This window comes from Bradyrhizobium sp. 195 (genome assembly GCF_023101665.1).
In the GTDB taxonomy this organism is placed as follows: domain Bacteria; phylum Pseudomonadota; class Alphaproteobacteria; order Rhizobiales; family Xanthobacteraceae; genus Bradyrhizobium.
In genome coordinates this window covers 7662633-7688749 of the sequence record NZ_CP082161.1, presented here as the reverse complement: position 1 = coordinate 7688749, position 26117 = coordinate 7662633, and the positions used below count along the sequence as shown (strand labels likewise).

At 63.0% G+C, this 26117-nt stretch carries 26 protein-coding genes and 3 pseudogenes; 23 read left to right on the top strand and 6 right to left on the bottom strand.

Features of this window, described 5'->3' with window-relative positions:
• Positions 1-11: 11 nt before the first annotated feature.
• Positions 12-1544: an IS21 family transposase gene (gene istA, locus IVB26_RS35765; protein ID WP_083843304.1), complete on the bottom strand. Its 1533-nt coding sequence runs from the start codon at positions 1542-1544 to the stop codon at positions 12-14.
• A 104-nt stretch (positions 1545-1648) separates the two neighbouring features.
• Here istA and IVB26_RS43570 point away from each other — a divergent pair, with 104 nt between their 5' ends.
• A complete protein-coding gene (locus tag IVB26_RS43570; RefSeq protein ID WP_247969596.1) occupies positions 1649-1918 on the top strand; it encodes a DUF736 family protein in 270 nt (89 codons plus the stop codon).
• Between the two features lie 33 nt (positions 1919-1951).
• Here IVB26_RS43570 and IVB26_RS35755 read toward each other — a convergent pair whose 3' ends face one another.
• Both IVB26_RS35755 and IVB26_RS35750 read right to left on the bottom strand, forming a co-directional pair.
• Entirely contained in the window at positions 1952-2362 is a 411-nt protein-coding gene (locus IVB26_RS35755; protein WP_247969595.1) for a hypothetical protein, read from the bottom strand.
• Between the two features lie 127 nt (positions 2363-2489).
• Positions 2490-2762 carry a helix-turn-helix domain-containing protein gene (locus IVB26_RS35750; protein ID WP_247969594.1) on the bottom strand — a complete coding sequence of 91 codons (273 nt, stop codon included), beginning with the start codon at positions 2760-2762 and terminating at the stop codon, positions 2490-2492.
• A 226-nt stretch (positions 2763-2988) separates the two neighbouring features.
• On the opposite strand from IVB26_RS35750, the pseudogene IVB26_RS35745 reads away from it, so the two are divergent.
• Positions 2989-3251: pseudogene (locus IVB26_RS35745) on the top strand (DUF2285 domain-containing protein).
• A gap of 117 nt (positions 3252-3368) precedes the next feature.
• On the top strand, positions 3369-3566 hold the full coding sequence (locus tag IVB26_RS35740; protein WP_247969593.1) for a transcriptional regulator domain-containing protein: 198 nt from the start codon (positions 3369-3371) through the stop codon (positions 3564-3566).
• A 164-nt stretch (positions 3567-3730) separates the two neighbouring features.
• On the opposite strand, the pseudogene IVB26_RS35735 reads toward IVB26_RS35740, so the two are convergent.
• A pseudogene (locus tag IVB26_RS35735) lies at positions 3731-4930 on the bottom strand (IS701 family transposase); the annotation flags it as partial.
• A 114-nt stretch (positions 4931-5044) separates the two neighbouring features.
• Here IVB26_RS35735 and IVB26_RS35730 point away from each other — a divergent pair.
• Positions 5045-5805: pseudogene (locus IVB26_RS35730) on the top strand (IS5 family transposase).
• 49 nt (positions 5806-5854) lie between these two features.
• On the opposite strand, the gene IVB26_RS35725 reads toward IVB26_RS35730, so the two are convergent.
• Positions 5855-7204, bottom strand: coding sequence for an IS701 family transposase (locus IVB26_RS35725; RefSeq protein WP_247969592.1), 1350 nt, complete (start codon positions 7202-7204; stop codon positions 5855-5857).
• Positions 7205-7367: 163 nt separating this feature from the next.
• Between IVB26_RS35725 and IVB26_RS35720 the strand changes: the two genes are divergently transcribed.
• The 13 genes from IVB26_RS35720 to IVB26_RS35660 all read left to right on the top strand — a co-directional run bounded on the left by IVB26_RS35720 (position 7368) and on the right by IVB26_RS35660 (position 18868).
• Positions 7368-7883 (top strand): DUF2285 domain-containing protein, encoded by a 516-nt coding sequence (locus IVB26_RS35720; RefSeq protein ID WP_247969591.1) that lies wholly within the window; start codon positions 7368-7370, stop codon positions 7881-7883.
• 211 nt (positions 7884-8094) lie between these two features.
• Positions 8095-8346 carry a helix-turn-helix transcriptional regulator gene (locus IVB26_RS35715; protein ID WP_247532350.1) on the top strand — a complete coding sequence of 84 codons (252 nt, stop codon included), beginning with the start codon at positions 8095-8097 and terminating at the stop codon, positions 8344-8346.
• 14 nt (positions 8347-8360) lie between these two features.
• On the top strand, positions 8361-9476 hold the full coding sequence (locus IVB26_RS35710) for a replication initiator protein A (protein ID WP_247969590.1): 1116 nt from the start codon (positions 8361-8363) through the stop codon (positions 9474-9476).
• Positions 9473-10111, top strand: a complete 639-nt coding sequence (gene parA, locus IVB26_RS35705; RefSeq protein WP_247969589.1) for a ParA family partition ATPase — start codon at positions 9473-9475, stop codon at positions 10109-10111. Before IVB26_RS35710 ends, parA begins: the two co-directional genes overlap by 4 nt.
• Entirely contained in the window at positions 10108-10362 is a 255-nt protein-coding gene (locus IVB26_RS35700; protein ID WP_247969588.1) for a hypothetical protein, read from the top strand. Before parA ends, IVB26_RS35700 begins: the two co-directional genes overlap by 4 nt.
• Positions 10359-10877, top strand: a complete 519-nt coding sequence (locus tag IVB26_RS35695; protein WP_247969587.1) for a DUF2840 domain-containing protein — start codon at positions 10359-10361, stop codon at positions 10875-10877. The genes IVB26_RS35700 and IVB26_RS35695 overlap by 4 nt, the downstream gene beginning before the upstream one ends.
• Complete coding sequence (locus IVB26_RS35690; protein WP_247969586.1) at positions 10874-11419, top strand: S26 family signal peptidase; 546 nt, start codon at positions 10874-10876, stop codon at positions 11417-11419. Before IVB26_RS35695 ends, IVB26_RS35690 begins: the two co-directional genes overlap by 4 nt.
• 34 nt (positions 11420-11453) lie before the next feature.
• Positions 11454-11789, top strand: a complete 336-nt coding sequence (locus IVB26_RS35685; protein WP_247969585.1) for a DUF736 domain-containing protein — start codon at positions 11454-11456, stop codon at positions 11787-11789.
• Positions 11790-11793: 4 nt separating this feature from the next.
• On the top strand, positions 11794-12714 hold the full coding sequence (locus tag IVB26_RS35680; protein WP_247969584.1) for a lytic transglycosylase domain-containing protein: 921 nt from the start codon (positions 11794-11796) through the stop codon (positions 12712-12714).
• Between the two features lie 304 nt (positions 12715-13018).
• Positions 13019-14107 carry an IS110 family RNA-guided transposase gene (locus IVB26_RS35675; protein WP_247476073.1) on the top strand — a complete coding sequence of 363 codons (1089 nt, stop codon included), beginning with the start codon at positions 13019-13021 and terminating at the stop codon, positions 14105-14107.
• A 549-nt stretch (positions 14108-14656) separates the two neighbouring features.
• Positions 14657-16396 (top strand): relaxase/mobilization nuclease domain-containing protein, encoded by a 1740-nt coding sequence (locus IVB26_RS35670; RefSeq protein ID WP_018457227.1) that lies wholly within the window; start codon positions 14657-14659, stop codon positions 16394-16396.
• Positions 16397-16437: 41 nt separating this feature from the next.
• The gene (locus IVB26_RS35665) at positions 16438-18420 is read left to right on the top strand and encodes a conjugal transfer protein TraG (protein ID WP_247969583.1); all 1983 of its coding nucleotides are present in this window, start codon (positions 16438-16440) and stop codon (positions 18418-18420) included.
• Between the two features lie 7 nt (positions 18421-18427).
• Positions 18428-18868 (top strand): CopG family transcriptional regulator, encoded by a 441-nt coding sequence (locus IVB26_RS35660; RefSeq protein ID WP_018457225.1) that lies wholly within the window; start codon positions 18428-18430, stop codon positions 18866-18868.
• A gap of 68 nt (positions 18869-18936) precedes the next feature.
• Here the strand turns inward: IVB26_RS35660 and IVB26_RS35655 are convergent, their stop codons facing one another.
• Complete coding sequence (locus IVB26_RS35655) at positions 18937-20277, bottom strand: MFS transporter (protein ID WP_247969582.1); 1341 nt, start codon at positions 20275-20277, stop codon at positions 18937-18939.
• A 485-nt stretch (positions 20278-20762) separates the two neighbouring features.
• Between IVB26_RS35655 and IVB26_RS35650 the strand changes: the two genes are divergently transcribed.
• The 6 genes from IVB26_RS35650 (at position 20763) to trbJ (ending at position 26105) form a co-directional block, all read left to right on the top strand.
• Positions 20763-21104, top strand: a complete 342-nt coding sequence (locus IVB26_RS35650) for a GNAT family N-acetyltransferase (protein ID WP_247969581.1) — start codon at positions 20763-20765, stop codon at positions 21102-21104.
• A gap of 188 nt (positions 21105-21292) precedes the next feature.
• On the top strand, positions 21293-22291 hold the full coding sequence (trbB, locus tag IVB26_RS35645) for a P-type conjugative transfer ATPase TrbB (RefSeq protein ID WP_018457221.1): 999 nt from the start codon (positions 21293-21295) through the stop codon (positions 22289-22291).
• Positions 22288-22629: a TrbC/VirB2 family type IV secretion system protein gene (locus IVB26_RS35640; protein ID WP_018457220.1), complete on the top strand. Its 342-nt coding sequence runs from the start codon at positions 22288-22290 to the stop codon at positions 22627-22629. The genes trbB and IVB26_RS35640 overlap by 4 nt, the downstream gene beginning before the upstream one ends.
• Positions 22629-22904 carry a VirB3 family type IV secretion system protein gene (locus IVB26_RS35635; RefSeq protein ID WP_018457219.1) on the top strand — a complete coding sequence of 92 codons (276 nt, stop codon included), beginning with the start codon at positions 22629-22631 and terminating at the stop codon, positions 22902-22904. Before IVB26_RS35640 ends, IVB26_RS35635 begins: the two co-directional genes overlap by 1 nt.
• A 7-nt stretch (positions 22905-22911) precedes the next feature.
• Positions 22912-25350 carry a conjugal transfer protein TrbE gene (gene trbE, locus IVB26_RS35630; protein ID WP_018457218.1) on the top strand — a complete coding sequence of 813 codons (2439 nt, stop codon included), beginning with the start codon at positions 22912-22914 and terminating at the stop codon, positions 25348-25350.
• Entirely contained in the window at positions 25347-26105 is a 759-nt protein-coding gene (gene trbJ, locus IVB26_RS35625; RefSeq protein ID WP_247969580.1) for a P-type conjugative transfer protein TrbJ, read from the top strand. The genes trbE and trbJ overlap by 4 nt, the downstream gene beginning before the upstream one ends.
• Positions 26106-26117 lie beyond the last annotated feature (12 nt).

Here is a 26117-nt window from a genome sequence, read left to right as displayed (position 1 = left end):
GGGATGATCTCCTAATTGTAGTAGCGCGGTCCGCGGATGTTGGCATGCAGGATCGGCGCATCGTCCGCGGAACGCTGGTGAGCAGAACGCCGATCGAGATTGTTGGCGAGGATCGACTTGACCGAGCCATAGGTGCGCGCGCCGATGTCGATTGCCCGCGCAGCCGCGGCGTCCAGCCGTTCGCGCCCATAGGAGGCGGCGAGCCTGAGGATGCCGAGGCAGGCGCGGAAGCCTTGCTCGGGGTGCGAGCGCTCGTCGAGAATGAGGTCGCACAACGCGCTGGTCGCCGGCCCGATCGCGGCGGCGTCCTGGCGGATACGCGCGATGGTCCAGCCGGCGTAGCGCCGATGGCTGGAGGCCATGTGCTCCGGCACGGTGGTGTGTTTGTGATTGCCGCTCATGCGCTGATGCGCGGCGATCCGCTCGCCCTTGTGGAAGATCTCGACGGTACGGGCCGTGAACCGCACCTCGACCTCGGCGCGGGCGAAGCGATGCGGAACGCTGTAGTAATGCTTCTCCACCTCGACGTGGTAATCGAGACTGACGCGGCGGATCCGCCACTCGGCGAGGACATAGGGGGACGCCGGCAATGGCTTGAGCGCCGGCCGGTCGACCTCCTCGAGCAACCGGCGGCGTGTCACGCCGAGCCGCCGGATCGGCCGTTCCTCATTCAGCCTCGTGAGCAGTTCGCCGATCGCCGCATTGACCTCGGCCAGGCTGTAGAAGGTGCGATGGCGCAGGCGGCCGAGCAGCCAGCGCTCGACGATGAGGACGGCCTGCTCGACCTTGGCCTTGTCGCGCGGCTTGCGCGGCCGCGCCGGCAAGATGGCGGTGCCGTAATGCGCCGCCATCTCCGCGTAGGTACGATTGATCTGCGGGTCGTACAGGCTCGCCTTAATGACCGCGACCTTGGTGTTGTCGGGCACCACCAGCGCCGGTATGCCGCCGATCGCCGCGAAGGCGCCAACATGGGCGCTGATCCAGTCGGCGAGCCCCTGCGTCCACGTCGCCTGCGCGTAGGTGAAGCTCGATGCGCCGAGCACGGCGACGAAGATCTGCGCCGTTCTGCGCTCACCGGTCAGGCGGTCGACCACCACCGGCACGCCATCGCCGGCATAGTCGACGAACAACTTGTCGCCGGCCGCATGGGCCTGGCGCATCGTCACCGACAGGCGGCCCTCCCAGGCGCGGTAGAGCTCACAGAAGCGCGAGTACCGGTATCCGCCGGGCTCGGTGGCGATATATTCCTCCCACAGGATCGACAGCGTCACGTGCTTGCGTTTGAGCTCGCGGTGCACGGTCGCCCAGTCGGGCTCGGCGATGCGGCGGTGACCCTGACGGTTGCCATTGCCGGTCTTCGCGAACAGGCGAAGTTCCAGAACCGTGTCGGTGACGTCGTCTGGCAACGGCCAGCTCAAGCCCGCGGCCTCGAACCGCCGGAGCGCCAGGCGCACCGTCGAGGGCGCCGCGCCCACCCGTCGCGCAATCTCGCGGCTCGGCAGCCCGGCCGCCTTCATTCTGATCACATCGCGCACACGGCGCATCGCAAGCCTCTCCGTCGGCATCCAGGGTCCCCTTCGCAAAGCCGAAAGAGTTGACCCTATGGGAGCCAGAAGAGGCCTCGTCACCCGGGCGACATCATCCCGGAATGGTGGGCGACATCATTTCGGAACGGGTGGGCGACTTCAAATCGGAATGGTGGGCGAGATCATCTCGGAATCCTGGGCGACATCGATCGGAATCCGCAGGCCGCGACTATCTGAGCCTCAAGCTTGACGATCCGAGCTTCACCGCTCCCATCTTCGCCAACCTCTTCGACGACGAGGACGGTGAGGGCTTCAGCTTGATCTGGTCCCGGCTGGTCCGGGCGGGGCATCGCCGCACTCAAGAATCGCGAAGGCGCACCTTATGGCCGTGACGGCGCAGGCGGGGAGGGCGTAACAGACTCCGACTAGCGCCCGCGCGCCGGTTTGATCGGCCGCCTTTGATTAGCCTCCAACACGCTATCGACGATGTCTTCCCAGTCGGGGCAAATTGCGACCAAACGATCCAGCACCGTGGGATCTCGTTCGATCTGGCCGAGCGCCTGAGCGCGCCATTGGTCGTTGAAGCTGATGCTCATCAGCCCCAGGCATTCGACGACCGAACTGTCGGGCCGCAAGTGCTCCAACGTTGCCGTCACCACGCCGGTCCATTGTTGGATCAGATTCCAAGGCTCCGGCTCGGCCCTAGCCTCCAACTTCTCTCCGAGCAGGCCAATCAGTGCGAGGAATCGAGTTGGCCAAGGTTGCGGCTTGAGTTCCTCAACCAGAGCATCCACCGTCCCGCGGATGTCGACTGGCAAGTGCTCGTACAGGGTCATAAAGCCTACTCCATCTCACTCAGCATGCCCTTCCGTCCCTGGACGACCGGGCATGTGTTTTGGAGAGAGAGCAGATTTGTGTGAGGCCGCCTATCAACTCGTGCGTGAGGCAACGCGGAGTTGATTCTCAACGTGACGGCGCTACGGCAGAGCATGAATGCATCTCGTCATCGAGCCCAAGAGGATGAACCGCCGTTCGTTTGATCAGATCCGTTGCTTCGACCCCTAGCGCCTTCGCGATTCGGCCGAGCACCGTGACGCTGGCCGACACGTCGGCGCGTTCAATCGCGCCGACGTAACGGACACTCAGTCCGGCGCTATCGGCCAAATCTTCCTGCGTCATCTTCTTCACATGGCGTATCCGACGCAAATTGATCGCCATGACCTCCTTGAGATCCATGGCGACTAGGGAACTCAAACCGGAACGATCGTTCTAGGAACGATCGTTCCGATTCGTACGACGGTGTCTTATTCGTATCTTCTGGCTTGGGTGGTTTGCCGCTTCCGGGGAGCGCCGTGATGCAGTCCATACATCGCGACGCAAATTGTGTGGCGATTTCGTGGGTTGCAAAGTTCCGCCACCAAATGAACTCTAATCGCTGCATCGATGCTGAGGGGCAATTGCAATGAACGAAGCGCCATTCGAGGATCGGCCGCCAATAACCGATCGTGTCAACGCCTACGACGAGAAACATCTTGCAATCTATGTTCGGTTGTTGATGGCCGAAGAAGAGGGGGCTGACTGGCGTGAGGTGGTCAGCGTGATCTTCGGCCTCGACTCTGCACGCGAACCTGATCGTGCCAAAGTCGTCACGACAGCCATCTCGCCCGCGCGCGATGGATGGTGGAAGCCGGATATCAGCAGTTGTTGCAGCCGCGGATGCAGTGAGTTGCGCCTTGCCACGCAAATTGCGATCTCGCGTGATGCAACCTCTGGGTCTAGTCTCTCGTAGCGTTTTTGCGGATCTTGGTGTGGGGACCGAACAAAAAGACGAGAAGACAGACCATGCCCACCCAGTACTGGCGCTCGCCGGAGACGATCGAACGCCTGAATCGCCTTGAGCGTCCCGGCTTTGCCCTCGAGTTCCTGCGCCGCAACGCTGACTACCGCAGCGACTTCGCCCGCACGCAGCGGCAAGTCGCGCGCACTGGCGCTGATCCCGAAACCATCCGAACTAGCATTACAGTTGCTTTTTTGATTTGAAGTGGGCGCGTTGAGCGGCAGCCTGGTGAGCTCTGCGCCAGAAGGACCATGCGATGATGTGTGCGGGTTGAATCCGCTTCCGCGCAAGTCTGATAGCAATGCGGCGGATTTCCTGGATTGACCAACGGATCAGTGGTGGGGTGGTTATGTTTTGGCTTTTGCCGGGGGCGCCGTTTCGTTTTTTTGGGCGGTGGCGGATTAGCGCGATGTCGGATCGCGGCCATCATGGCGAAGGCGAGCATCACCAAGGACACATGACGGTGCCAGCCATGCCAGGATCTGCTCTCGTTGTGATCGAGCCCGAACTCGTTTTTCGCGGTTTCAAAGCTGTCCTCGATCGCCCATCGATGGCCTTCGACCGCGACCAGCGTTTCAATGGCTGTTCCCGCTGGGCACCAGGTGGTGAAGAAGGCGAGGTCATCATCGGCAATGCGACGACGGATCAGTAGACCGCGTGTCCACAAACCGTCATTTGCACTGTTGGACTGCTCGGCCTCGAGATCCGCCAATTCGAGATAACACCAATCGTGCAGCCGCGGTCCTTTGGTTCCGGCTCCCGCCGACAGGCGCTTCCAGTCGGATGAGCGCCGCGTCCGGGCGAGGTCTGCAGCCGTACCGGCGACCGGCGGTCGCTTGCCCCAGGATCGAAACACATGAGCGCTGCTGACCCCAAGCACGTAGCCTTTGCCTGCCCGACGTAGTTGCTGTTCGATGTTGCCAACACCGTAGACGGTATCACCGGCAACCCACTTGAATGGTACAGACCCGGCTATCGCGCGTGCGATCATTCTCGTCGCAAGCTTTGGTTTGGTCGCAAAGCCGACATCGGCAGGCACATATGTGGCTTCCAGACGATCTGGATCGTCGGTCCATTCCTTCGGAAGATACAACGCGCGATCGATGAACGCATGGCCATGACGCGAAACGTAGGCAGCGAAGACGCCGATCTGGCAGTTCGTGATCTTTCCTGCCGAACCAGTGTATTGCCGCGCCACTCCGCATGACGCTTTGCCCTGTTTGAGAAAACCGGTCTCGTCGATCACGAGCACCGCATCGTCATCCGCCAAATGCTCGATGACATAGTCGTGCACGATATCGCGCAGGGCATCAGCGTCCCAGTCTCCACGACCCAGAATCGCCTGCTGCCGCCATGGGCCGGGATCGCCAGCCGCCTCCGCGCGCATCCAACCGGTCTTGCGCTGCTCATCTCCGAGCAGACCTTCCAGGAACAGACCTGCATTCGTCGCAACACGCTCTTGCGTGAACAACGGACGTATCCGTTGCTTGATCTCTCGAAGCGACGCCGCCCACAACGCAAGCGTCGCCTCAACCGACGCGGCCCGCGCCCACGACATTCGAATCATGGTTGCCCATGGATTCAGAAGCCCGCAACAAAAGCAACTGTAATGCTAGGATCTGTACCTAATTAGCGAGTTCTGATTCCCTGATGCTAAGTTGATTCGGCACGGGGGACTTCGATGCGCAAAGGACTGTTCTGGCTCAACGACAAGCAGTGGGCTCAGATAGAGCCGCATCTGCCAACAAACCAGACCGGCCCGGCGCGCGAAGACGATCGACGCATTATCAGCGGTATCATTCACATGCTCCAGTGCGGCGGCACGCTGGCGCGATTGCCCGTCCGACTATGGCCCTTACACGACGATCTACAATCGGTTCAATCGCTGGGCTAAGCGCGGACATTGGCAGGCGATCTTTGAAGCGCTCGCCCGCTGCGGCAAGGACCGAGTGGCTTTGTCGATCGACTCCACCTCGATCAAAGCGCATCGCTCGGCGAGCGGCGGAAAAGGGGGGAGTGTGAACAGGCGATCGGCCGCTCGCGCGGTGGGCGGACCACGAAAATCCACGCGCTGAGCGACCCTGATTGCAAACCTTGCGCATTTCATCTCACTCCGGGACAGGCCGCAGACATTGCCGCAGGGCCGGCCCTTTTGAAGCTCGCGCCGCCCATGTCTTCCCTCATTGGGGACAAAGGCTACGATGGCGACGCTTTCGCGCCGAAATCGTCAATCGCGGCGCGAAACCCGTCATTCCAAACAAATCCAACCGGGTAACCCTCCACAGCTTCAGCAAGCGCCTCTATAAAGGGCGCAATGTTATCGAGCGCTGTTTCTGCCGGCTCAAGGATTTCAGGCGTGTTGCTACTCGCTACGACAAACTTGCCAGAAACTTCTTGGCCGCCGTCCACCTCGCCGCTCTCGTCGCTTATTGGATCAATTGAGTCTGAACCCTAGCACTACTTTGGCAGAATGTGTTTTCGCCGCTGTTTTTCAAGGATTTGCTTTCGGCAATGTGGGCACTGCTGGGGCGGCGGCCGAAGGATGAGATCGACGATGGCGTGACGTACGGCGGGCATAGTCGGTTGAGGCGGAGGCCCGTTGATTCGTTTTTTTTCGCCCCGCGTTTGCGAGGCGACGATGTTGCAGGAAGGCGTAGGCAATCATTGTCATAAGGGCGTGGCGATGAAGACCTTGCCATGATCGCCCTTCGAAGTGATCAAGTCCAAGTTCCTCCTTCAACTGTTGATGCGCCTGCTCACAAATCCACCGTGCCTTGATGGTGGCGGCCAGCGTGCGCAGATCCGTCGTCGCCGGAAGATTGGCGAGATAGTATTTCTTCTCCCCGGAGGCACGTTGCTCGCCAATGAGCCAGGCTTCGTCGCCTGGGAGATGCTGCTGACCTTTATCCCATATCCGCTGCGGAGGGCCGTCGGCGGTGCGGACACGGAGAGCAGCAAATCGGGCTTTGAGCCGACCTTTCGTCCCGCTGCGCCAACTCACGGTTTTCCATTTGGCGCTGGCCAGCATTTGTTCTGCCGCAATCGATAAGATATCGGGCACGTGGTGCTTTCGTGGTTTGCCACGGGCTTTGGTGATCGGCCAAATGAGCTTCACATCGACCGGATACACTTTCTGGTGCCGAGGGATACCGACCGCCCAGGCCAGCCCGCGCTCTGTTAGCCCTTGTCGAAACGGCGCGCTGAGGCCGTATCCTGCATCCGCCAGCACACATCCAAAGCGTATGTTGGCTGCCATCGCGCGGTCAATCTCGGCCAAAGCGATCTCCGGCTTGGACCGCGGCGTTCGGTGTTCGACTGGCACGCGAGCGCGCTTCAAGCGAGGCATGTCACTTGTCCAGCTGTCAGGCAGAAAGAGACGTAACGCGACCATCACGGGCACTTCCCCGCGCGCAAGCGTTAAAGACACCAGCGTTTGGCAATTTGCAGTTTTACCGAGAGCCGACGCGTATTGAGCCGCAACGCCGACCGATCGCTCACCCTTTTTCGGCAGTGAGGTGTCATCAATAACCAGCACCGCATCCCTGCCGCCGACAAGTCGGTCCGCCTGGTTGAGCAGCTCTGTCTCTAGCGGCGTCGCGTTCCAGACGCCGTCCGCAATGAAGTGGTGCAACTGGTCGTAGTTGCTCGTGGCAAGGCGTTCCGCCATCGGCTGAACGCTCTTGCGATCGCCAGGACCGATCAATCCCGCAACATATAGAGGACACATCCGCTGTCGGGTCTTATGACCCAGCCGGTCCAAGAACGGCATCAGCCAGCGTTCGAGTTCGTCTTCCCATCCCGGCATGGTCAGCCCTCCAAGAGCCGACCACCCATGAATCATTGAACAATTGATTCGGGAATCCTATAAATCGCGGCAAAATCAACAATCTGCCAAAGTAGTGCTAGTTTCGCACGTCGATGGAGGTTGCGGTGTCGCCCATGACCCAGTCTCTCCCGTTGGGCCCGAGCCAACCATTTGGCTCCCCGAGGCATCACCGGGAACATTGATCCTGGAGCCCGCGCCGCCGGGCTTCGATACTCTCCGTTCGATTGATCGCAGCGCTTTCGGGCAGTCGCTCCTCGAGCTGTCCGATACTGACGGTCGCGATCTGGTGATCGCGGACGGGTCGGGTGAACTTCATGTCCGTTTGCGCGACGAGCACGCCGCGCGACGGCCTGCCGTGCTTCTGCCGCTCGACAGCATGGGCGAACTGCGGGCCGACGTGGCGCTACACTTTGCGCGCCGTGTTGCTGGCCAGCGCACCGGTCTCCTGCCGGCGGCTCTGCGCCTCACGTCGTTTCAGAAGCGGCGATTGATTCAGCTCCTTCACGCGTTCGACGTCCATGACCTGGGCGGTGGCCCGCGGGACGTGGCAGCGAAGGTGCTCGCCTCCGACCACGCCCAGCGCCGCTCGGTCGAGTGGAAGGATTCGCACGCCCGCCGTAAGGCGAACCGGCTCATTCATGATTCGGTCGCCCTGGTCGAGCGCGGCTATCTGAAACTCCTGCGCGGCTTCTGACGCGGGCGTCAATCCTCCACGCAATCGCTACAATCACCCCCGTTTGCGCCGCGCCCCGCCGGCAATGTCTCAGCTCGCCTTGTCGCGACCTAAAGGGGGACACGCACCTGCAAGAATTTTCGTCCACCCCCAACGCCTGAACTCTCCGCCACTCTGGCCCCGACATGCCGCGACTTGGCCGCGGCGCTTCGAGGCAAGACGGAGATCTCCCATGCTCGACCGGACCGCGCAGCTCACCACGCGCTACGTGCGCACGCCTGAGGCCGCGCGCCTCCTTGGCCTGTCGCCGCGCACACTGGAGAAATACCGCTGCCATGGCAACGGCCCGACCTTCCGCAAGCTGGGCGGCCGTGTCGTCTACGCCATCGGCGATCTCGAAGCCTGGGCCGATCAGGCCGCCTGCACCTCAACGTCGGATCCGCGTTACGTCGAGGCCCGCGCCGCCGGCAACGCGCACCGCTAAGGCAACGCTCGCCCATGTCGTCGCGTCGCATCCTTGTGCCGAGCGAGCGAAGCAAGCTCGACCCATTCGTTGTCGCCACGGGCGACGCCAGCCCGCGCGATCAGCGCGACCTGATGGAGCGGCCATTCTTCTCGCTTGCCAAGGCCAAGCGCACAAAGCCCATTCTCTACCAAGCCGGCGACGTCCGCGTCGAAGTCTATGCAGTTCCCGAGCACGGTATGGCGACAATTTGGGACGCCGACGTGCTGATCTGGGCCGCCAGCCAAATCGTCGAGGCTGAGAACCTCGGCCTGAGGACCTCGCGTTTCCTGCGCTTCACGCCCTACCAGCTTCTGATCGCGGTCGGGCGGCAGACCGGGGCGCGCGACTACAAGCTTTTGAAAGGGGCACTGGCCCGCCTTCAAGCGACCGTCATCCGTACCACCATCCGGCAGGGCGAACATTGGCGGCGCCACCAATTCTCGTGGATCAACGAGTGGGAGGAGTGCGCCAAGGCCGACGGTCGCGTCGAAGGCATTGAGTTTGTCCTTCCCGACTGGTTCTATCGCGGCGTTATCGATCGCTCCCTCGTTCTCACCATCGACCCGGCCTACTTCAGCCTGAGCGGCGGGATCGAGCGCTGGCTGTACCGCGTCGCGCGCAAGCATGCCGGCCGCCAGCCGAGAGGATGGCTGTTCGAGGTCGCACATCTTCACGAGAAATCCGGCAGCCTCGCCAAGCTCGCTGACTTCGCCTTCGATCTCCGCCGGATCGCTGCACGTCAACCCCTGCCAGGTTACTCTCTGAGCATCGAGCGCATCGAACGGCGCGAGCTACTGCGCATCTTGCCAGGCAAGCCATCCACAGCACCTGTGGATGGCGCTGTGAATCAGCTCGGGACTTCGGGCGTTCGCACGATCGGGACTTCGGGCGTGCCGGTATCGGGATTTCGGGAGTGCAAACCACAGCTAACGCTTTGGCAAGACGCGACGATCCCGGGTCCTAACTTAGAGTCTAACTTAGAATCTAACTGTTGTAGTGGGTTGGTGCGTGTTGCGGATAACGCCGCCACGAGCGCTGAGCCGCCAACCAAGCACCCAAGCGAACAATCTCTGCCTCTTCCCGACCATAAGACGGGAGGTAAGCGATGATTGTCGCGCTGCTCAACCAGAAGGGTGGCGTCGGCAAGACCACGCTCGCCTTGCACCTCGCCGGCGAATGGGCGCTGCGCGGAAAACGCGTGACGTTGATCGACGCGGACCCACAGGGCTCGGCACTCGACTGGTCACAGCAACGGGCGCGGGAGAACGTTCCACGGCTGTTCGGCGTCGTTGGTCTCGCCCGCGACACGCTCCATCGTGAGGCGCCGGAGATCGCGCGCGCCGCCGATCATGTCGTCGTTGACGGACCGCCGCGTGTCGCAGGCTTAGTGCGCTCGGCGCTGCTAGCGGCCGACCTAGTGCTGATCCCCGTGCAACCCTCGCCGTTCGACGGCTGGGCATCGGCCGAGATGCTGGATCTTCTGCGGGAGGCCCGCATCTACCGTCCGCAACTCGCCGCTCGCTTTGTGCTCAACCGCTGCGGCGCGCGCACGATCATCGCCCGCGAGACAGCCGAGACGCTCGCCGATCATGATCCGCCGGTGCTCACGAGCACCATCGGCCAGCGCGTCGTCTTCGCCGATGCCGCGCAGTCCGGCCGGCTCGTCTTCGAGCTTGCCGACGAGAGCGCCGCTGCGCGCGAGATCGCCGCGCTCGCCTCTGAAGTTGCGAGGTTCGCGTCATGAGCGAGCGCTCCACCAAGCGCGGCTTCGCCTCGCGTCCCGGCGATGCCGAAAGCTGGATCAAGGCCAGCGACGCGCCGCCGCGCCGCGTGGATGACGGGACCGCATTCACTGCGCGTCTGACCATCGACGTCACCCCGGCGCTGCGCGGCCGCATCAAGGTCGCTGCGTTCCAGAGCGGCGTGACCGTCGCCGACATGCTGCGCGAGCTGCTGGCACGCGAATTCCCCACCGACACCGGAGAGCCGTCATGAACGACAATGAGGCCCTGCCGCCGCGCGCCGTGCCGTCCTCGCATCGGCGCAGCGTCGCGCTCACGCATGTCGAACTGACCTGGATCGAGAAGAGGATCGAGCACTGGCTGCGCTTCGGCCGTCGCATTGAAGAGAAGATCCTCGACCGCCGCCGCAGCGTTTCAAGCTTTGCACCCGGCAGCATCTTTGGCTTCGTTCGCTGGGCCTCGAACGACTATGGCACCGTGGTGTCGCGTATGGACATTGTGCGCGCCGTGGAGGCCGGCCAGCGTTATCAGACGCTGCCCTTCGTGCGCCCCGGCGGCGAGATCCTGCTGCGCGTCGATAACTGGCCGAAGGTCGAGCGCGTGTTGCAGGCGGTCGATGCCATTGAGGCGCTCGCCATCGATCCTGCTGACGCTGCCCCCGAATACTGGCGGCATCTCCACAACCGCCTCGCTGCCGGCCACGTGCCGCGCGCCTACACGCGCGAGCAGCATGTGGCCTGGCTCAAGCGCCGGAGTGTCACACCATGACCCGCTTTGGCTACGTCGTTCTGACATACATCGCGTCGCTCGCCGCCGGGGGGCTGGTGTTCGTTCAGCCTGCTCCGCGGCTGATCTGGAATGCCACCGCGAGCACGCCGACGGGACTCTATGCGCTACATCCCATCGGTGAGCTGCACGCGCTGGAACTGGTCGTGGTGCGGCTCCCAGAGCCGATTGCCAATTTCCTCGCCGATGGTGGCTTCCTGCCAAAGGGCGTGCCCCTGCTGAAGCATGTGATGGCGCTGCCAGGACAGACCGTGTGCCGGTCCGGCGATGCGATCACCGTCGATAATATCGATGTCGGCGCCGCGCACGATCGCGACCATCTCGGCCGTCTGTTACCGCGGTGGAGCGGATGCACGACCCTTCAGCCGGGTCAGGTCTTCCTCATGAACCCCACCGTTCCGGACAGCCTGGACGGACGCTACTTCGGCTCACTGCCTGCAAGCTCGATCGTCGCGCGCGCGGTCCCGCTTTGGACGGATGAAGCCGGCGACGGCCGTTTCGTTTGGGGCGCCGCCACTCATTGACCCGCCTCCCAACCAGCCACCAAGGAGATTTCCCATGGCGCAAATCGGTCAGTTCACCCGCGACAAGTCCGGCTTCACCGGGCGCATTGAAACGCTATTCTTCGAGCGAATTCTCACCCTCGTTCCGGCCGAATCCTCGGATGCCGAGAACGCGCCGGACTACCGCGTTCGCCTCGGCGACGGCGACGGCCCAGAGATTGGCGCGGGCTGGAAGCGTACCGGTGAGAAGGCCGGCGAGTACGTTTCGCTTGTCATCGACGATCCCACGCTGCCGCGACCGATCCGCGCCAATCTCTTCCAGTCGGGCGACGACAAATCGGCCTGGACTCTGAACTGGAATCGTCAGGCCCAGCGCGCGGAGAGGGACTGATCGCATGCAGGATCCCGTCGCGCATGCCGGCTACAAGGCGCATCAAAGCTCGATCGCTTTGTTCGTATTGTCTCGTCACCTTATCCAGTTGAGGCGTCAGTCGGCCGTCGCACACGGCGAAAGTCGAGGGCGGCCGCAGGCTGGCGCGCCGTACACTCGCTTGTCGGGCGCGAGCACGATGGCTTGCTCACGTTATGGCGGAGACCTGGCGGGTTTTGCCATTCTCCTGCTTGCTGGCGTGCTGGTGATTAGTGAGCCGACGGCGGCGGTGGCGGCGCAGGCAGCACCAATCCAGCGTCAACAGGCAAGCGATCGCTATGCCGCCTTGGTGGCGGAGGCCGCGCGGCGGTTTAGCATTCCGGAAGCGTGGATCCGCGCGGTCATGCGGATCGAGAGCGGCGGTGACCGGCACGCTGTGTCACCGAAAGGCGCGCTCGGCCTCATGCAGCTCATGCCCAAGACCTGGGCAGACATGCGCGCACGCTACGGTCTCGGACGCGATCCCTTCGATCCACATGACAACATTTTTGCGGGCACCGCCTTCCTTCGCGAGCTCCACGAGCGCTACGGCTCGCCGGGTTTCCTCGCCGCCTACAATGCAGGTCCCGGCCGCTACGAAGATTACCGCGACAAACATCGTCCGCTGCCCGCCGAGACCGTCGCCTATGTCGCAGCCATCGTCCCTTTTGTCGATGCGGAGAGCACGCCAGGACCTCTCCTCGTCGCGGCCTCTTCTCGTTCATCCTGGACCCGGGCGTCGCTCTTTTCCGGCCGCGCTGAGAGTCGGCCTTCTGCCGCGCCAGCGACACCCAGTCGACTGCCGAACGACAAGCCGGCTGCGGTTCCTGTGCACGATCTCTCGGCCATTGCGCCGCAGTCGGAAGGCCTGTTTGTCGCGCTCTCGTCAACGGGACGATCGCAATGACAGCACCGCGTCGCCAACATGAAAACCTAGATCGATGCATGTCGGCGAGCACTCATGCTGCCGACATCTGGTCATTTGTCGCACGATGGCCGCTTGCCGCTGCCATCCGTTGCGCATTCGCGCTCAAGCGTGTCTCAGCGCACACCTGCGAAGAAAAAAGAGCAGGCGAGGGAGACGCGGAAGCAACAACCGAACGATGGCCGCCCGTAATCGGTCTCCTGCAGAACTTGCGGCGGCGGAGCAGATGGTCTGCGCGATGAATATTGCGCACACTGCACCGGCTCAGCAACGCGGGAGGCGTGTGATGGAATTCTTCTGTGGTTTGGACGTCGGCATGGACGAGACGGCGATCTGCGTGGTGGACGCGACCGGCAAGGTGATGCTGGAGACGGCGGTGGTGACCGATCCGGACGCGATCAAGGTGGCGCTGACGCCCTATCTTGGCCGCTTGCGACGCCTTGGTCATGAGGCGGGATCGCTGTCGCCCTGGCTGCATCCGGAGCTGCTCAGGCTGGGCCTGCCGGCGGTCTGCCTGGAGACTTTGCATGTTCGCGCGGCGCTGAAGGCGCAGCGCAACAAGACCGACCGGGCAGATGCGCTCGGGATTGCCCACATCATGCGCACCGGCTGGTTCCGCAGGGCGCATATCAAGAGCGAGGCCTGCTACCGGCTGCGGCTGTTGTTGACGCACCGGCGCAATCTGAAGCGCAAGTTTGTGGACCTCGAGAATGCGATCCGGCACTCGCTGAAAGTGTTTGGCATCCGGCTGAACCGGGTCGGGCGCGGCGGCTTTGCGCAAGTCGTGCGCGAGGCGGTGGCCCACGATGCGCTTGTCAGCGAGCTGATCGACGCCATGCTGAATGCGCGCGCGGCGCTGTGGAAGGAGTACTGCCGGCTGCACGACCTGGTGGTTCGCCTGGTCGCCGGCCATGAGCTGTGCCGGCGCTTCATGCAGATTCCTGGCGTCGGCCCGATCGCGGCGCTGAGCTTTATGACCGCGGTCGACGATCCCTCGCGCTTCAGGCGCTCGCGCGACGTGGCGGCCTATTTTGGCCTGACCTCGCGGCGCTGGCAGTCCGGCTCGTCGATCGACGTCAAGGGCCGGATCAGCAAGGCGGGCGACGGTGACGTGCGGCGGGCGCTGTACGAGGCGGCCAGCGCTTTGCTGACTCGCTACAAGAAAAAAGACAAGGTCAAGGCGTGGGGGCTGGCGCTGGCCAAGCGCTCCTCGCACCGCAAGGCGACGGTGGCGGTAGCGCGCAAGCTCGCTGTGATCATGCATGCGATGTGGACCAGCGGCACGTTCTACTGCGGCGATCCGGACGCCTCGGCGGCGGAGATGCATGCCGAAACAACAGCTAAGCAGCGCAAATTGCTCGGGCCCTACGCATGAGGCGCGTGATCCTGCAACCTGGCAACGACGCGGTGATGGCCGCGACCTGAACACGGAGCTCCGCCGCCGGCGGATGAGGACTGGTGCAGCACCAACACGACGGAACGCACGTTATCTTGCCTGCGACGATGCATCTTCGGATGCCGACCGATCGCGCCGGATTGCCTGTGATGTGGCTCCGTCACACCGATGGAAAGATGCGCCGCGACGGCGTCCGCGCTGCCTTGCTGCAGCGACACTGTGCCGTCGCTGAGCGCGGAAGACTGCACGGCGCATCAGGACTCGCAAGCCTCGCGGCGCATCGTGTCATGGCGTGGATCAGAGAGGCTTGTCGCAAGCGAGAAAGGAAGCGAGAATGGCTGAGGTCAGACAGACGAGACGACCGATTAAGACGGCGAGATAAAAGGCCGCAATGTGCGGCTCGGTCGGTCGGTTGTTGTTGCTTTCCTTTTTTGCTGATCTGGCAATGTGCGGCTCTCGTGCGCAATGTGCGCCTCACGGTCAACGCATTGCAGGCATTTGACGTTTCGCACATTGCCGAGGCTGGCCATGACTGAGGAGAAGGAATTTCAGCCTCGGCCAGGCCGCATCCGCTCTTCGCGGAGCCAGCGGGCCAAGCCCTTCATCGCCCAGGCGCTTGCGGCTGCTCAGCGTGCCGGCGGCGGTCTTTCGCGAGCCGGCCAGCTCGCCAACCATCGTCATTCGCGCTTCGGCCGCGGACGGGTCGCCAGCGCGCGCGCAAACCGTCTGCTCACCGGCCGCTCGCGTCTGGTGACGATCAAGACACGTGTTGTCAGGCATAAAGCGAGATCGGCGCCGCTCGCCGCGCATCTCGGCTATCTCCGGCGGGAGGGCGTGACCCGGGACGGGGAGAAGGCCCGGCTGTTCGGCCCGGACACGGAGCATGCCGATCCCAAGGCCTTTGCCGAGCGTTGTCAGGATGACCGCCACCATTTCCGCTTCATTGTCTCGCCGGAAGACGCAGCCGATATGGCCGACCTCAAAGGTTTCGCCCGCGAGCTGGTCGGCCAGATGGAAGTGGATCTCGGCACCAAGCTCGATTGGGTGGGTGTCGATCACTGGAACACCCAGCACCCCCACGTCCACGTCATCGTGCGCGGTGTCGCCGAAGATGGCCAGGACCTCGTCATCTCCCGCGTCTACATCAAGGAGGGGATGCGCGCCCGTGCCCAGGACCTGGCCACACAGGAACTCGGACTGCGCTCCGATCCGGACATCCGTCGCTCGCTCGAGCGCCAGGTCGAAGCCGAACGCTGGACACAGCTCGACCGCCAGCTTGTTCGCGATGCAGACCGGCATGGGGTCATCGACCTTGCACCCGATCTGGCGCAGCAGCCTGATCAGTTCCATGCCCTGAAGGTCGGCCGGCTGCGGCGCTTGGAGAGTCTCGGACTTGCGCATCAACTCGGGCCAGGCCAATGGGTCATGGACGAGGCCGCCGAGACGACCTTGCGCGAGCTCGACGAGCGCGGCGACATCATCAAGCGCATCCACCGCAGCCTGACCGAACGTGGCATCGAGCGCGGGACCGCGAGCTACGTGCTATCGGGCGAAAGCCTCGACGTGCCCATCATCGGACGCCTCGTCGATCGCGGTCTCGACGACGAACTCAAAGGGACCGCCTATGCCGTGATCGACGGCGTCGACGGACGCACCCACCACATCAGGCTGCCCGATCTCGACGCTTCCGGCGACAGCGCACCGGGCTCCATTGTGGAGCTACGCAAATTCAACGACGCGAGAGGGCAGCGTCGCGCGGCGCTCGCCGTCCGCTCCGATCTCTCGATCGAAGCGCAGATAACGGCGAGAGGCGCGACGTGGCTCGACCGGCAGGCGGTTGCGCGCGATCCGGTGGCATTGGGCCAGGCGGGCTTCGGCGACGAAGTCCGCGACGCCATGCAACGGCGGGCCGGGCAGCTCATCGAACAGGGTCTCGCCGAACGCCAGGCGCATGGACTGGTGTTTGCGAAGAACCTCATCGGCACACTGCGCCAGCGGGAGTTAGCGAATCTCGGCAAGCAGCTCGCTGCCGAGACCGGCCGGCCGTTCAACCCGTCGGCTGCCGGCGAATATGTCGCCGGCACCTATCGGCAGCGCTTCGCGCTCGCCTCCGGCCGCTTCGCCATGCTCGACGACGGTCTCGGCTTTCAGCTCGTGCCCTGGACGCCCTCACTCGAAAATCAGCTCGGCCGACATGTCTCCGGCGTGGCCCGCACCGACGGCGGCATCGATTGGAGTTTTGGACGCAGTCGGGGGCTCGGCCTGTGAGCGATCCCTCCAATCACCGACATCAAGAGAGGACGGCCGCCATGTCCGCGACCAAAATTCTCTGGGGCCAGGTCATCACAGTCCTCGCGATCGTTCTGCTGACTATCTGGACCGCGACGGAATGGACGGCTTGGCGGCTCGGCTTCCAGCCGCAGCTCGGGCAGCCCTGGTTCGAGCTGCTCCATTTTCCGTTCTATCTCCCGCCCGCCTTTTTCTGCTGGTGGTATGCCTACGATGCCTATGCACCCTCAATCTTCATCGAGGGTGGCTACATCGCCGCATCCGGCGGCATCATCGCCGCAGCCGTTGCGATCGGGATGTCGGTTTGGCGCGCCCGTGAAGCAAACAATGCTGAGACCTATGGCTCCGCGCGCTGGGCCGAGGCAAAGGAGATCGAGCAGGCTGGCCTGCTTGGGGCCGACGGCGTGGTGCTCGGCCGGTTCGAGCGCGCCTATCTTCGCCATGATGGACCGGAGCATGTGCTGTGTTTCGCTCCCACGAGATCCGGCAAGGGCGTGGGCCTTGTCATCCCTTCGCTCCTGACTTGGCCGGGCTCCGCAATCGTCCATGACATCAAGGGCGAGAACTGGCAGCTCACCGCCGGGTTCCGCGCGCGGCATGGCCGCGTGCTTCTGTTCGATCCGACGAACGCGAACTCGTCGGCCTATAACCCCTTGCTGGAAGTCCGGCGCGGGGAGTGGGAGGTGCGCGACGTCCAGAACATCGCCGACATCCTGGTCGACCCCGAGGGCAGCCTCGAGAAGCGAAACCACTGGGAGAAGACCAGTCATGCGCTGCTGGTCGGCGCGATTCTCCACGTCCTCTACGCCGAGAAGGACAAGACGCTCGCCGGCGTCGCCGCCTTCCTGTCCGATCCCAAGCGGCCGATAGAATCGACGCTTGCCGCGATGATGCGGACGCCGCATCTGGGCGAAGCCGGCGTCCATCCCGTCGTCGCCTCCGCCGCGCGCGAGCTCTTGAACAAGTCCGGCAACGAACGCTCCGGCGTCCTGAGCACCGCGATGTCGTTCCTGGGCCTCTACCGGGATCCCGTGGTGGCAGAGGTAACTCGGCGCTGCGACTGGCGGATTACTGATATCGTTAGCGGGGACCGGCCCACCACGCTCTATCTCGTGGTGCCGCCATCGGACATCAATCGCACCAAGCCGCTGATCCGTCTGATCCTCAATCAGATCGGCCGGCGCTTGACCGAGGATCTCCAAGCCAAGGCCGGCCGGCGCCGGCTCCTGCTAATGCTCGACGAATTCCCGGCGCTCGGCCGGCTCGACTTTTTCGAGTCCGCGCTGGCCTTCATGGCGGGTTACGGCATCAAGAGCTTTCTGATCGCCCAGTCGCTGAACCAGATCGAGAAAGCCTATGGGCCCAACAACTCCATCCTCGACAATTGTCACGTCCGGGTCAGCTTCGCGACCAACGACGAGCGGACCGCGAAACGGGTGAGCGATGCACTCGGAACCGCAACCGAGATGAAGGCGATGAAGAACTATGCCGGCAGCCGGCTGGCACCTTGGCTCGGTCACCTGATGGTGTCCCGGTCCGAGACCGCTCGCCCGCTGTTGACGCCCGGCGAGATGATGCAGCTCCCGCCATCAGATGAGATCGTCATGATGTCGGGTCTCCATCCGATTCGAGCAAAGAAGGCGCGCTACTACGAGGACGGACGCTTCCAGGAGCGCATCACGGCGCCGCCGACCCTGACTAAATCCAACGACGGCCGGCCGGACGACTGGAGTTCACGGCCGCTGCCGCCGCACCCAACTCCATTGGCGTCGTTGACCGACGGCCAGACGGATGACGAAGATCCAAAGTCCGCGGATCGGCGGCGGCATCCGGAACTGGATCGAGACATCGTGGAAAAGAAGGAACCGCTCGACAATGAGTTTGCATCTGACCTCGCCGATGAACTCGATGAAGATGTCCCGCGGATCAGGCGTATGAACGACATGATGCAGGGCGTGGCGCGCCAAGCCTCGCTCGATCCTGGCGATGAGCTTGGATTGTGAGGCTGGCATGACCGCAGCGAAGAAGAAGGCCCAGATGTCGGTCTATCTCGAACCTGATGTCATGAAGGCGCTGTCGGCCTATGCCGCCCGGCGCGAGCAGTCGCTGTCGCTGATCGCCGAAGCCGCCATTGCGTCCTTTCTGTCGCCGGATGCCGATGAGCGGCGTGAGGCCGCTACTGCCAAGAGACTCGACCAGATCGACCGCCGGATCGCTCGCCTTGAGCGGGATGTTGGAATTTCAGTCGAGACCATCGCTCTCTTCATCCGCTTCTGGCTCACGACGACACCGCCACTTCCCGAACCGGCCGCCAAGGCAGCGAGGGCACAGGCCGGAGCGCGCTATGATAACTTTGTCGCCGCTCTGGGCCGCCGACTCAATCAGGGACCAAAGCTGCGGCAGGAAATCCCGGAGGATGCTCAGCAGACTGGCTCGTTTCAAGGCGACTAGGGACGACGCGACACTGAAATCAAGCCAGTGAAGTGGATGGCGGTCTCGAACCCTGCAATGGGCTAGGGCTACGGCCTATCAGTCAGGTAGCTAACCGCTTCGAGCCCGAATTTGTTGGCGAAGATCTCGCAAACGTCGGTCGCGAAATACCAACTGTGCAAGTGATGTTTGCGACCTCTGTTGAAGTTCAACGCAACGAAACTGGCCACGAAGATCAAGATTTCCGCGATCGTTCCTGACCTGCGGTCCAAAGGGATAGCCCGCCGACGCAGGCCACAATGGCCGCGCCACATGCCATGTAGAGTGTTGCCTCCGAGGCTCCTGGCGCAATTGTCGGGATGAGATATATCGCAAGCCCGAAGCCACCTGTAAGCAGGGCTGTGAACGCTTGCACACGGCCAATCATGCCGGCATCCACAACGGTCAAAAGGTGGCCGTTGGCCGCTGCTCGCGACACGTTCCAGAGCATGCCGGCCACACAGTAGAGAACAATAGCGATGGCCCGATTCGGCGCGAGGGAAAACAAGAACAGGGATACGCCAGCAATAGCCAGGATTGCGGGTGTGAGACCTTGCAGACGTTTCGCTATGGACGGAAAGCCCACTACCGCCAATGCGACCATTCCAGTGATCGCGGGCAGCCATTTCGAGCAACCCAAAAAGGCCACTATCACCGTCGAGCGATCGAATCACAAAACCCGGTAAGAGAAGGTTGGTTATCTGGATCACGGCAAATGCCAGTCCGACCGTCACCGCTGCGGCGAGTGCTTGAGGACTGGCGAGCAAATAGCTGAGAGCCTGCCGTGAAGCAGAAAGTAGACTAAGCCGTCGAGACGATCGGACGTCGCGGGCCTGCGCTGTGATCGGCTTCAGCAAAGGAAGACATGCTAGAGCTGCCGCCGCAAACATCAGTGCGGTCGTGAGACTGCCAAGCCTGTCAATGGCAAGCCCGGTAGCACCCGTCCCGATCGCTATGCCCAACTGATTGAAAAGGGAAAGTCGAAGGGCGAACCCCATGCGCTGTGCTTCGGGGACGATTGCCTGCAAAATGCCGCTCAGTGATCCCGACAGCAGCGCGAAGCCAAAGGCTCCCAATACGCCGGAAGCGATGAGAAGGACGGGCGACAAAGATTCTGTGAGAAATCCAACGGGAGCGAGAAGGGCCAGCCCCAAGGCGCGGATCGTCTGCCCCGCCACCGTGACCTGTGCCCGATCATGACGATCGGCCAGGTGGCCGGCAACCGGCGCGAGCAGTAAGCCGGCGACGCTGGTTGAAAGTAACACCAGTCCAACCAGTCCAGAACCACCCACGTGGAAAGCTACCCAGGCTGGCAGAACAATGCCGACACCAACGATGAAGAAAGAAGCCGACGAAAACGCTATAAACAGAGGTCTTTCCGAATCTTTCACGCTGAATCTGCCTCAAGGGAGATCGTGGTTGGCGTCTCCTAATGATCTGACATATTTTCCGATTCAAGCGACAGTTTTGCATCTGACATTTGCGATGTCCTAGGGTCCACTGGGAGTGATCGCGCATCTTCGCCGAAATCTGCAGGAAACCTGCGTGGTACCGAACAAAAAATCCGCTAATAGCCTAAGTCGAAGAGGGAATATGCCGTGGTTCATTTTCACGGTCATACGAGTTTGCTGGGTTTCTCCATTGGCACGGTATTCGCCGAAGAGTACCGCAATCAGCCGACCACGGTTGATCAAAACTCCGGCGAACTCGCAAACCGAACTAGGCAGAAACATCTGGAGTTCACTTCTTATGACGTTCGATGATGTTTCCTTTAGGGCCGCTCGCCGCGAGGACGCGGAGGCGGTTTTCAACGTTACCAAGGCGTCGATCGACGGCCTTGCTCGCGCATCCTACTCTCAACCAAATCCAGAATTGGATGGGCCACCGTACGCCGGCATTTTACGAAGAGCTCATCGCCAAGGGGCGAATGACCGTGTGTCTCCGCGGCCGTATCGTGGTCGGATTTGTCGATGCGGAACCCGGCGAAGTAACACGCCTATTTATCTTGCCAGAAGCCGCTGGCGCCGGACTGGGTCGGCAACTGCTCGAGATCGGGATTGAACAGGCACGGTTAGGCCATAACGGTCCAGTGAGGCTCGAAGCGACGATCAATGCCGAAGGCTTCTACCAAAAGCATGGCTTTAAAAGCATAGGTAGGGGCTATTTCTCTCACGGTCTCGGCGGCGAGCCTGTCGAAATCGTGCATATGGAATTGTGAACTTCGACACCCTTGCTGCTATGTGATTCTCAGCGAGTCGCATTCGCGACCTAGCAAGTATTTTTTCTCTGCTCTGCGCCGGGTCCCTACGACGGCTGAATACTTGTTGAACTGCGCCAGTTCCTGCCTTTTCTATCCATCCCCGTTGCTGATCGCTTGCCGTGATTGGCGCTCGACGGGGGACGATCATGGCGGACACTTCACTCCATTCGGAAGCGTTCTCGCGTGGCGCGCGCATGTTGCGCACCGCGCTCGGCCCCGCGATCGCCACTTTCCTCGAAGACCCCTCGATCGTCGAGGTGATGCTCAACCCTGATGGCCGGCTCTGGATCGACCGGCTGTCCGGCGGCCTGGAGGATAGCGGACGAACGATGTCCGCCGCCGATGGCGAGCGGATCGTGCGTCTGGTCGCGCACCATGTTGGCGCCGAGGTGCATGGCGAGAAGCCGCGCGTCTCGGCCGAGCTTCCCGAGACGGGGGAGAGGTTCGAGGGGCTCCTTCCGCCCGTCGTTGCGGCGCCGGCCTTTGCGATCCGCAAGCCCGCCGTTGCTGTTTTTACCCTCGACGACTACGCCGCGGCCGGCATCATGACGGCAGGGCAGGCGGGCGTGCTCCGCGAAGCCGTCGCCGCCCGCAAGAACATCCTGGTCGCCGGTGGCACCTCGACCGGCAAGACCACCCTGACAAACGCACTGCTGGCCGAGATCGCGGGCACCACCGATCGCGTGGTCTTGATCGAGGATACGCGTGAGCTGCAATGCCGCGCTCCGAATCTGGTCGCGCTGCGCACCAAGGACGGCGTCGCATCCCTGTCCGATCTGGTTCGGTCCTCCTTACGTCTACGCCCCGACCGGATTCCGATCGGCGAGGTACGCGGCAGCGAAGCCTTGGAGCTCCTCAAAGCCTGGGGCACGGGCCACCCCGGCGGGATCGGAACGATTCACGCAGGCTCCGCGCTGGGCGCGCTTCGTCGTCTAGAACAGCTCATCCAGGAGGCCGTCCTCACCGTTCCCAAGGCGCTGATTGCCGAGACGATCGATCTCGTCGCGGTGCTGCGCGGCCGCGGCAGCGAACGCCGCCTTGCCGAACTCGCTCTCATTGCCGGCCTCGATCCCGCCACCGGCGATTACCGCGTCCAGTCCGCCGAGGCGGGCGGCCAATCCTCGCTTACCGGAGACCGATCATGACCCAATTGCCTGCCGCGATCCGTCGCGTTCGCCGCCGCTTCACGGAGCTTGCGGCGATTGCCGTCATCTCCATCGTTGTCGCGCCCGCGGCCCACGCCTCCGGCTCCTCGATGCCGTGGGAGACGCCGCTCAACCAGATCCTGGAGTCAGTGCAAGGTCCGGTCGCCAAGATCATGTCGGTCATCATCATTACCGTGACCGGTTTGACGCTCGCGTTCGGCGATACTTCCGGCGGCTTCCGCCGGCTGATCCAGATCGTCTTCGGACTGTCGATCGCCTTCGCCGCGTCGAGCTTTTTCCTGACCTTCTTCAGCTTCTCCGGCGGAGCGTTGGTCTGATGGCCGGCATCGTCGATCCGGAAGTTCCGGGCTTCTTCGCGCCGGTCCATCGCGCGCTCACCGATCCGATCCTTATGGGCGGCGCGCCCCGCACGGTTGCGATCGCCAACGGCACGTTGGCGGCCGCCATCGCGCTCGGCCTCCACCTCTGGATCCCCGGAGCGCTGATTTGGGCGGTGGGCCATGCGGCGGCGGTCTGGGCGGCCAAGCGCGACCCGCAGTTCGTGGACGTCGTTCGACGTCACCTCCGCTATCCATCCTATCTCGGCGAGTGAGCCTTTCATGCTGAACCTCGCCGAATATCGCACCCGGCCCCATAGTCTCGCCGACTTCCTGCCTTGGGCCGCTTTGGTCGAGAAGGGCATCGTCCTCAACAAGGACGGCGCGTTCCAGCGCACGGCTCGCTTCCGCGGCCCTGATCTCGACAGCGCGACGCCAGCCGAACTCGTCGGCGTGACGTCCCGCCTGAACAACGCGCTGCGCCGTCTCGGCTCAGGCTGGGCGATCTTCGTCGAGGCCCAGCGTATCACCGCCCAGACGTATCCGCACAACACCTTTCCCGACGCCGCATCAGCGCTGGTCGATCTGGAACGACGGGACGCTTTCGAGGAGGCCGGCGCGCATTTTGAGAGCCGTTATTTTATGACTCTCGTCTGGCTCCCGCCGGCCGAGGATGCCTCGCGCATCGAGGGGTGGCTCTATGAGGGCCGAGCGCAGAGCGGTGTCGATCCTCACGAGCTGCTGCGTGGCTTCGTCGACCGGACCAACCGCGTCCTGCAATTGGTCGAAGGGTTCATGCCCGAAGTGGCATGGCTCGATGACGGCGAGACGCTAACTTACCTGCATTCGACCATCTCGACCCGGCAACAGCGCGTACGCGTTCCCGAGACGCCCATGCATCTCGACGCGTTGCTTGCGGATGAGCCGCTCGCCGGCGGCCTCGAGCCGCGTCTCGGCAGCCACCACCTTCGCACACTCACCGTGGTCGGTTTCCCGACCGCAACCCATCCTGGAATCCTCGACGAGCTGAACCGGCTTGCCTTCCCCTACCGCTGGTCGACGCGTGCGATCCTGCTCGACAAGACCGAGGCGGTGAAACTGCTGACCAAGATCCGCCGCCAGTGGTTCGCCAAGCGAAAGTCCGTCGCTGCCATCGTCAAGGAGGTGATGACCAACGAAGCCTCAACACTGGTGGATAGCGATGCGGCGAACAAGGCCACTGACGCCGATCTCGCCTTGCTGGAACTGGGCACCGACGATGTCGGCCAGGCCTACGTCACCGCGACTGTCACCGTCTGGGACGAGGACGCCGGTCTCGCCGCCGAGAAGCTTCGGCTCGTCGAGAAGGTGATCCAGGGGCGCGACTTCACCTGCATGCCGGAAGGGGTGAACGCGCTCGAAGCCTGGCTCGGCTCTCTGCCAGGGCACGCCTATGCTAACGTCCGCCAGCCGCCGCTCTCGACACTGAACCTGGCTCACCTGATTCCTCTTTCGGCGGTCTGGGCCGGGCCAGACCGCGATGAGCATTTCCGCAGCTCTCCGCTCTTCTTCGGCAAGACGGAAGGCTCGACGCCGTTCCGCTTCTCGCTGCATGTCGGCGACGTCGGTCACACCCTGATCGTCGGCCCGACCGGTGCCGGCAAGTCCGTGCTGCTCGCGCTGATGGCGATCCAGTTCCGCCGCTACCGGAAGAGCCAGATCTTCGCCTTCGATTTCGGCGGTTCGATCCGCACAGCTGCGCTTGCCATGGGCGGCGACTGGCACGACCTCGGCGGAAGTCTGTCGAACAGCGCGGAGGACTCCGTGTCTCTTCAACCGCTCGCACGTATCGGCGATGCGGCAGAGCGCGCCTGGGCTGCCGAATGGGTGACCGCGATCCTTGCCAAGGAGGGCGTCACCATCGATCCGACCGCGAAGGAGCATGTCTGGTCGGCGTTGACCTCGCTGGCATCCTCGCCGGTCGAGGAACGCACGATCACCGGCCTCACTGCTCTGTTGCAATCGACCGCGCTCAAGCAGGCGCTGCAACCTTATTGTGTTGGTGGCTCCTCCGGCCGCCTGCTCGACGCGGAGGCCGAGCAGCTCGGCTTCGCGTCGGTGCAGGCGTTCGAGACCGAGGGCTTGATCGGCGCGGGTGCTGCGCCCGCCGTCCTCACCTACCTCTTCCATCGCATCGAGGGACGGCTCGACGGTCGGCCGACGCTGCTCATCATCGACGAGGGCTGGCTCGTCCTCGACGATCCGGCCTTCGCCCAGCAGCTTCGCGAATGGCTGAAGACGTTGAGGAAGAAGAACGCCTCTGTCGTCTTTGCAACCCAATCGCTCTCCGACATCGACGCCAGCAACATCGCACCCGCAATCGTCGAGAGCTGCCCGACGCGCATCTTCCTGCCGAATGAGCGCGCGATCGAACCGCAGATCACCGCCATCTACCAGCGGTTTGGGTTGAACGACCGCCAGATCGAGATCATCGCGCGGGCGACACCGAAGCGGGACTATTATTGCCAATCTCGTCGGGGCAATCGGCTCTTCGAGCTCGGCCTCGGGCCGGTCGCGCTCGCCTTCTGCGCCGCGTCCTCCAAGGCCGACCATGCCGCAATTGAACGGCTGCTCGCCGAGCACCGCCGCGACGACTTCACGCCCGCCTGGCTCGCGGATCACGAGCTGCTCTGGGCCGCCGATCTCATCCCCGACCTGACAAACCTGGAGGTGCAATCATGACCACTCTTAAGACGCGACGCGCAAGCTTGGTCGCCGCGGCCGCTCTCTCGCTCGCACTATCGATCTTGCCGCCTTCGACGACGCCAACCTCCGCGCAGTGGATCGTCTACGACCCCACCAACTTCAGCCAGAACGTGCTGACCGCGGCGCGTGAGTTGCAGCAGATCAACAATCAGATCCAGATGCTGACCAATCAGGCTCAGAGCCTGGTGAACCAAGGAAAAAACCTCGCCAATCTGCCGTTGTCGACGCTGACCCAGCTTCAGTCACAGGTCGCACGGACTCAGTCACTGCTGAGCCAGGCCCAGAACATCGCCTTCAACGTCGAGCGCATCCAGACGACATATTCCAGCACCTACGGCACGGCGGCGGCCACGGGCTCCAATTCGACAATGTTTGCCGCGGCCCAAAGTCGTTGGCAGAACTCGGTAGGCGCGTTCGAAGACTCGCTCAAGGTGCAGGCCGGGGTCGTCGGCAATATCTCGACCAACTCCAGCGCAATGAGCTCGCTGGTCACCGCCAGCCAGTCGGCGAGTGGCGCCCTGCAGGCCGCTCAGGCCGGCAATCAGCTCCTGGCCCTGCATTCCCAGCAGCTATCCGATCTAGTCGCGGTGTTCGCCGCAAAGGGACGGGCGGACGCGCTGGAGCAGGCGCGCGTGACCGCGACCGAATCGCAGGGCCAGCAACAATACAAGATCTTCTCGACACGCAGCGGCTATCAGCCCGGCAATGTCACCATGTTCAGCGGCAACTAAGGCACACCGATC

Coding starts and splice junctions, on each gene's coding strand:
- IVB26_RS35635 (WP_018457219.1), top strand. CDS start 22,629: ATGGCCGGCATCGTCGATCCGGAAGTTCCGGGCTTCTTCGCGCCGGTC.
- IVB26_RS35725 (WP_247969592.1), bottom strand. CDS start 7,204: ATGATTCATGGGTGGTCGGCTCTTGGAGGGCTGACCATGCCGGGATGG.
- IVB26_RS35685 (WP_247969585.1), top strand. CDS start 11,454: ATGGCGCAAATCGGTCAGTTCACCCGCGACAAGTCCGGCTTCACCGGG.
- IVB26_RS35740 (WP_247969593.1), top strand. CDS start 3,369: ATGCCCACCCAGTACTGGCGCTCGCCGGAGACGATCGAACGCCTGAAT.
- IVB26_RS35750 (WP_247969594.1), bottom strand. CDS start 2,762: ATGGATCTCAAGGAGGTCATGGCGATCAATTTGCGTCGGATACGCCAT.
- trbB (WP_018457221.1), top strand. CDS start 21,293: ATGGCGGACACTTCACTCCATTCGGAAGCGTTCTCGCGTGGCGCGCGC.
- IVB26_RS35690 (WP_247969586.1), top strand. CDS start 10,874: ATGACCCGCTTTGGCTACGTCGTTCTGACATACATCGCGTCGCTCGCC.
- IVB26_RS35670 (WP_018457227.1), top strand. CDS start 14,657: ATGACTGAGGAGAAGGAATTTCAGCCTCGGCCAGGCCGCATCCGCTCT.
- trbJ (WP_247969580.1), top strand. CDS start 25,347: ATGACCACTCTTAAGACGCGACGCGCAAGCTTGGTCGCCGCGGCCGCT.
- IVB26_RS35700 (WP_247969588.1), top strand. CDS start 10,108: ATGAGCGAGCGCTCCACCAAGCGCGGCTTCGCCTCGCGTCCCGGCGAT.
- IVB26_RS35675 (WP_247476073.1), top strand. CDS start 13,019: ATGGAATTCTTCTGTGGTTTGGACGTCGGCATGGACGAGACGGCGATC.
- IVB26_RS35695 (WP_247969587.1), top strand. CDS start 10,359: ATGAACGACAATGAGGCCCTGCCGCCGCGCGCCGTGCCGTCCTCGCAT.
- IVB26_RS35710 (WP_247969590.1), top strand. CDS start 8,361: ATGTCGTCGCGTCGCATCCTTGTGCCGAGCGAGCGAAGCAAGCTCGAC.
- IVB26_RS43570 (WP_247969596.1), top strand. CDS start 1,649: ATGGTGGGCGACATCATTTCGGAACGGGTGGGCGACTTCAAATCGGAA.
- IVB26_RS35715 (WP_247532350.1), top strand. CDS start 8,095: ATGCTCGACCGGACCGCGCAGCTCACCACGCGCTACGTGCGCACGCCT.
- IVB26_RS35680 (WP_247969584.1), top strand. CDS start 11,794: ATGCAGGATCCCGTCGCGCATGCCGGCTACAAGGCGCATCAAAGCTCG.
- IVB26_RS35650 (WP_247969581.1), top strand. CDS start 20,763: ATGGGCCACCGTACGCCGGCATTTTACGAAGAGCTCATCGCCAAGGGG.
- trbE (WP_018457218.1), top strand. CDS start 22,912: ATGCTGAACCTCGCCGAATATCGCACCCGGCCCCATAGTCTCGCCGAC.
- IVB26_RS35660 (WP_018457225.1), top strand. CDS start 18,428: ATGACCGCAGCGAAGAAGAAGGCCCAGATGTCGGTCTATCTCGAACCT.
- IVB26_RS35640 (WP_018457220.1), top strand. CDS start 22,288: ATGACCCAATTGCCTGCCGCGATCCGTCGCGTTCGCCGCCGCTTCACG.
- parA (WP_247969589.1), top strand. CDS start 9,473: ATGATTGTCGCGCTGCTCAACCAGAAGGGTGGCGTCGGCAAGACCACG.
- IVB26_RS35665 (WP_247969583.1), top strand. CDS start 16,438: ATGTCCGCGACCAAAATTCTCTGGGGCCAGGTCATCACAGTCCTCGCG.
- istA (WP_083843304.1), bottom strand. CDS start 1,544: ATGCGCCGTGTGCGCGATGTGATCAGAATGAAGGCGGCCGGGCTGCCG.
- IVB26_RS35755 (WP_247969595.1), bottom strand. CDS start 2,362: ATGACCCTGTACGAGCACTTGCCAGTCGACATCCGCGGGACGGTGGAT.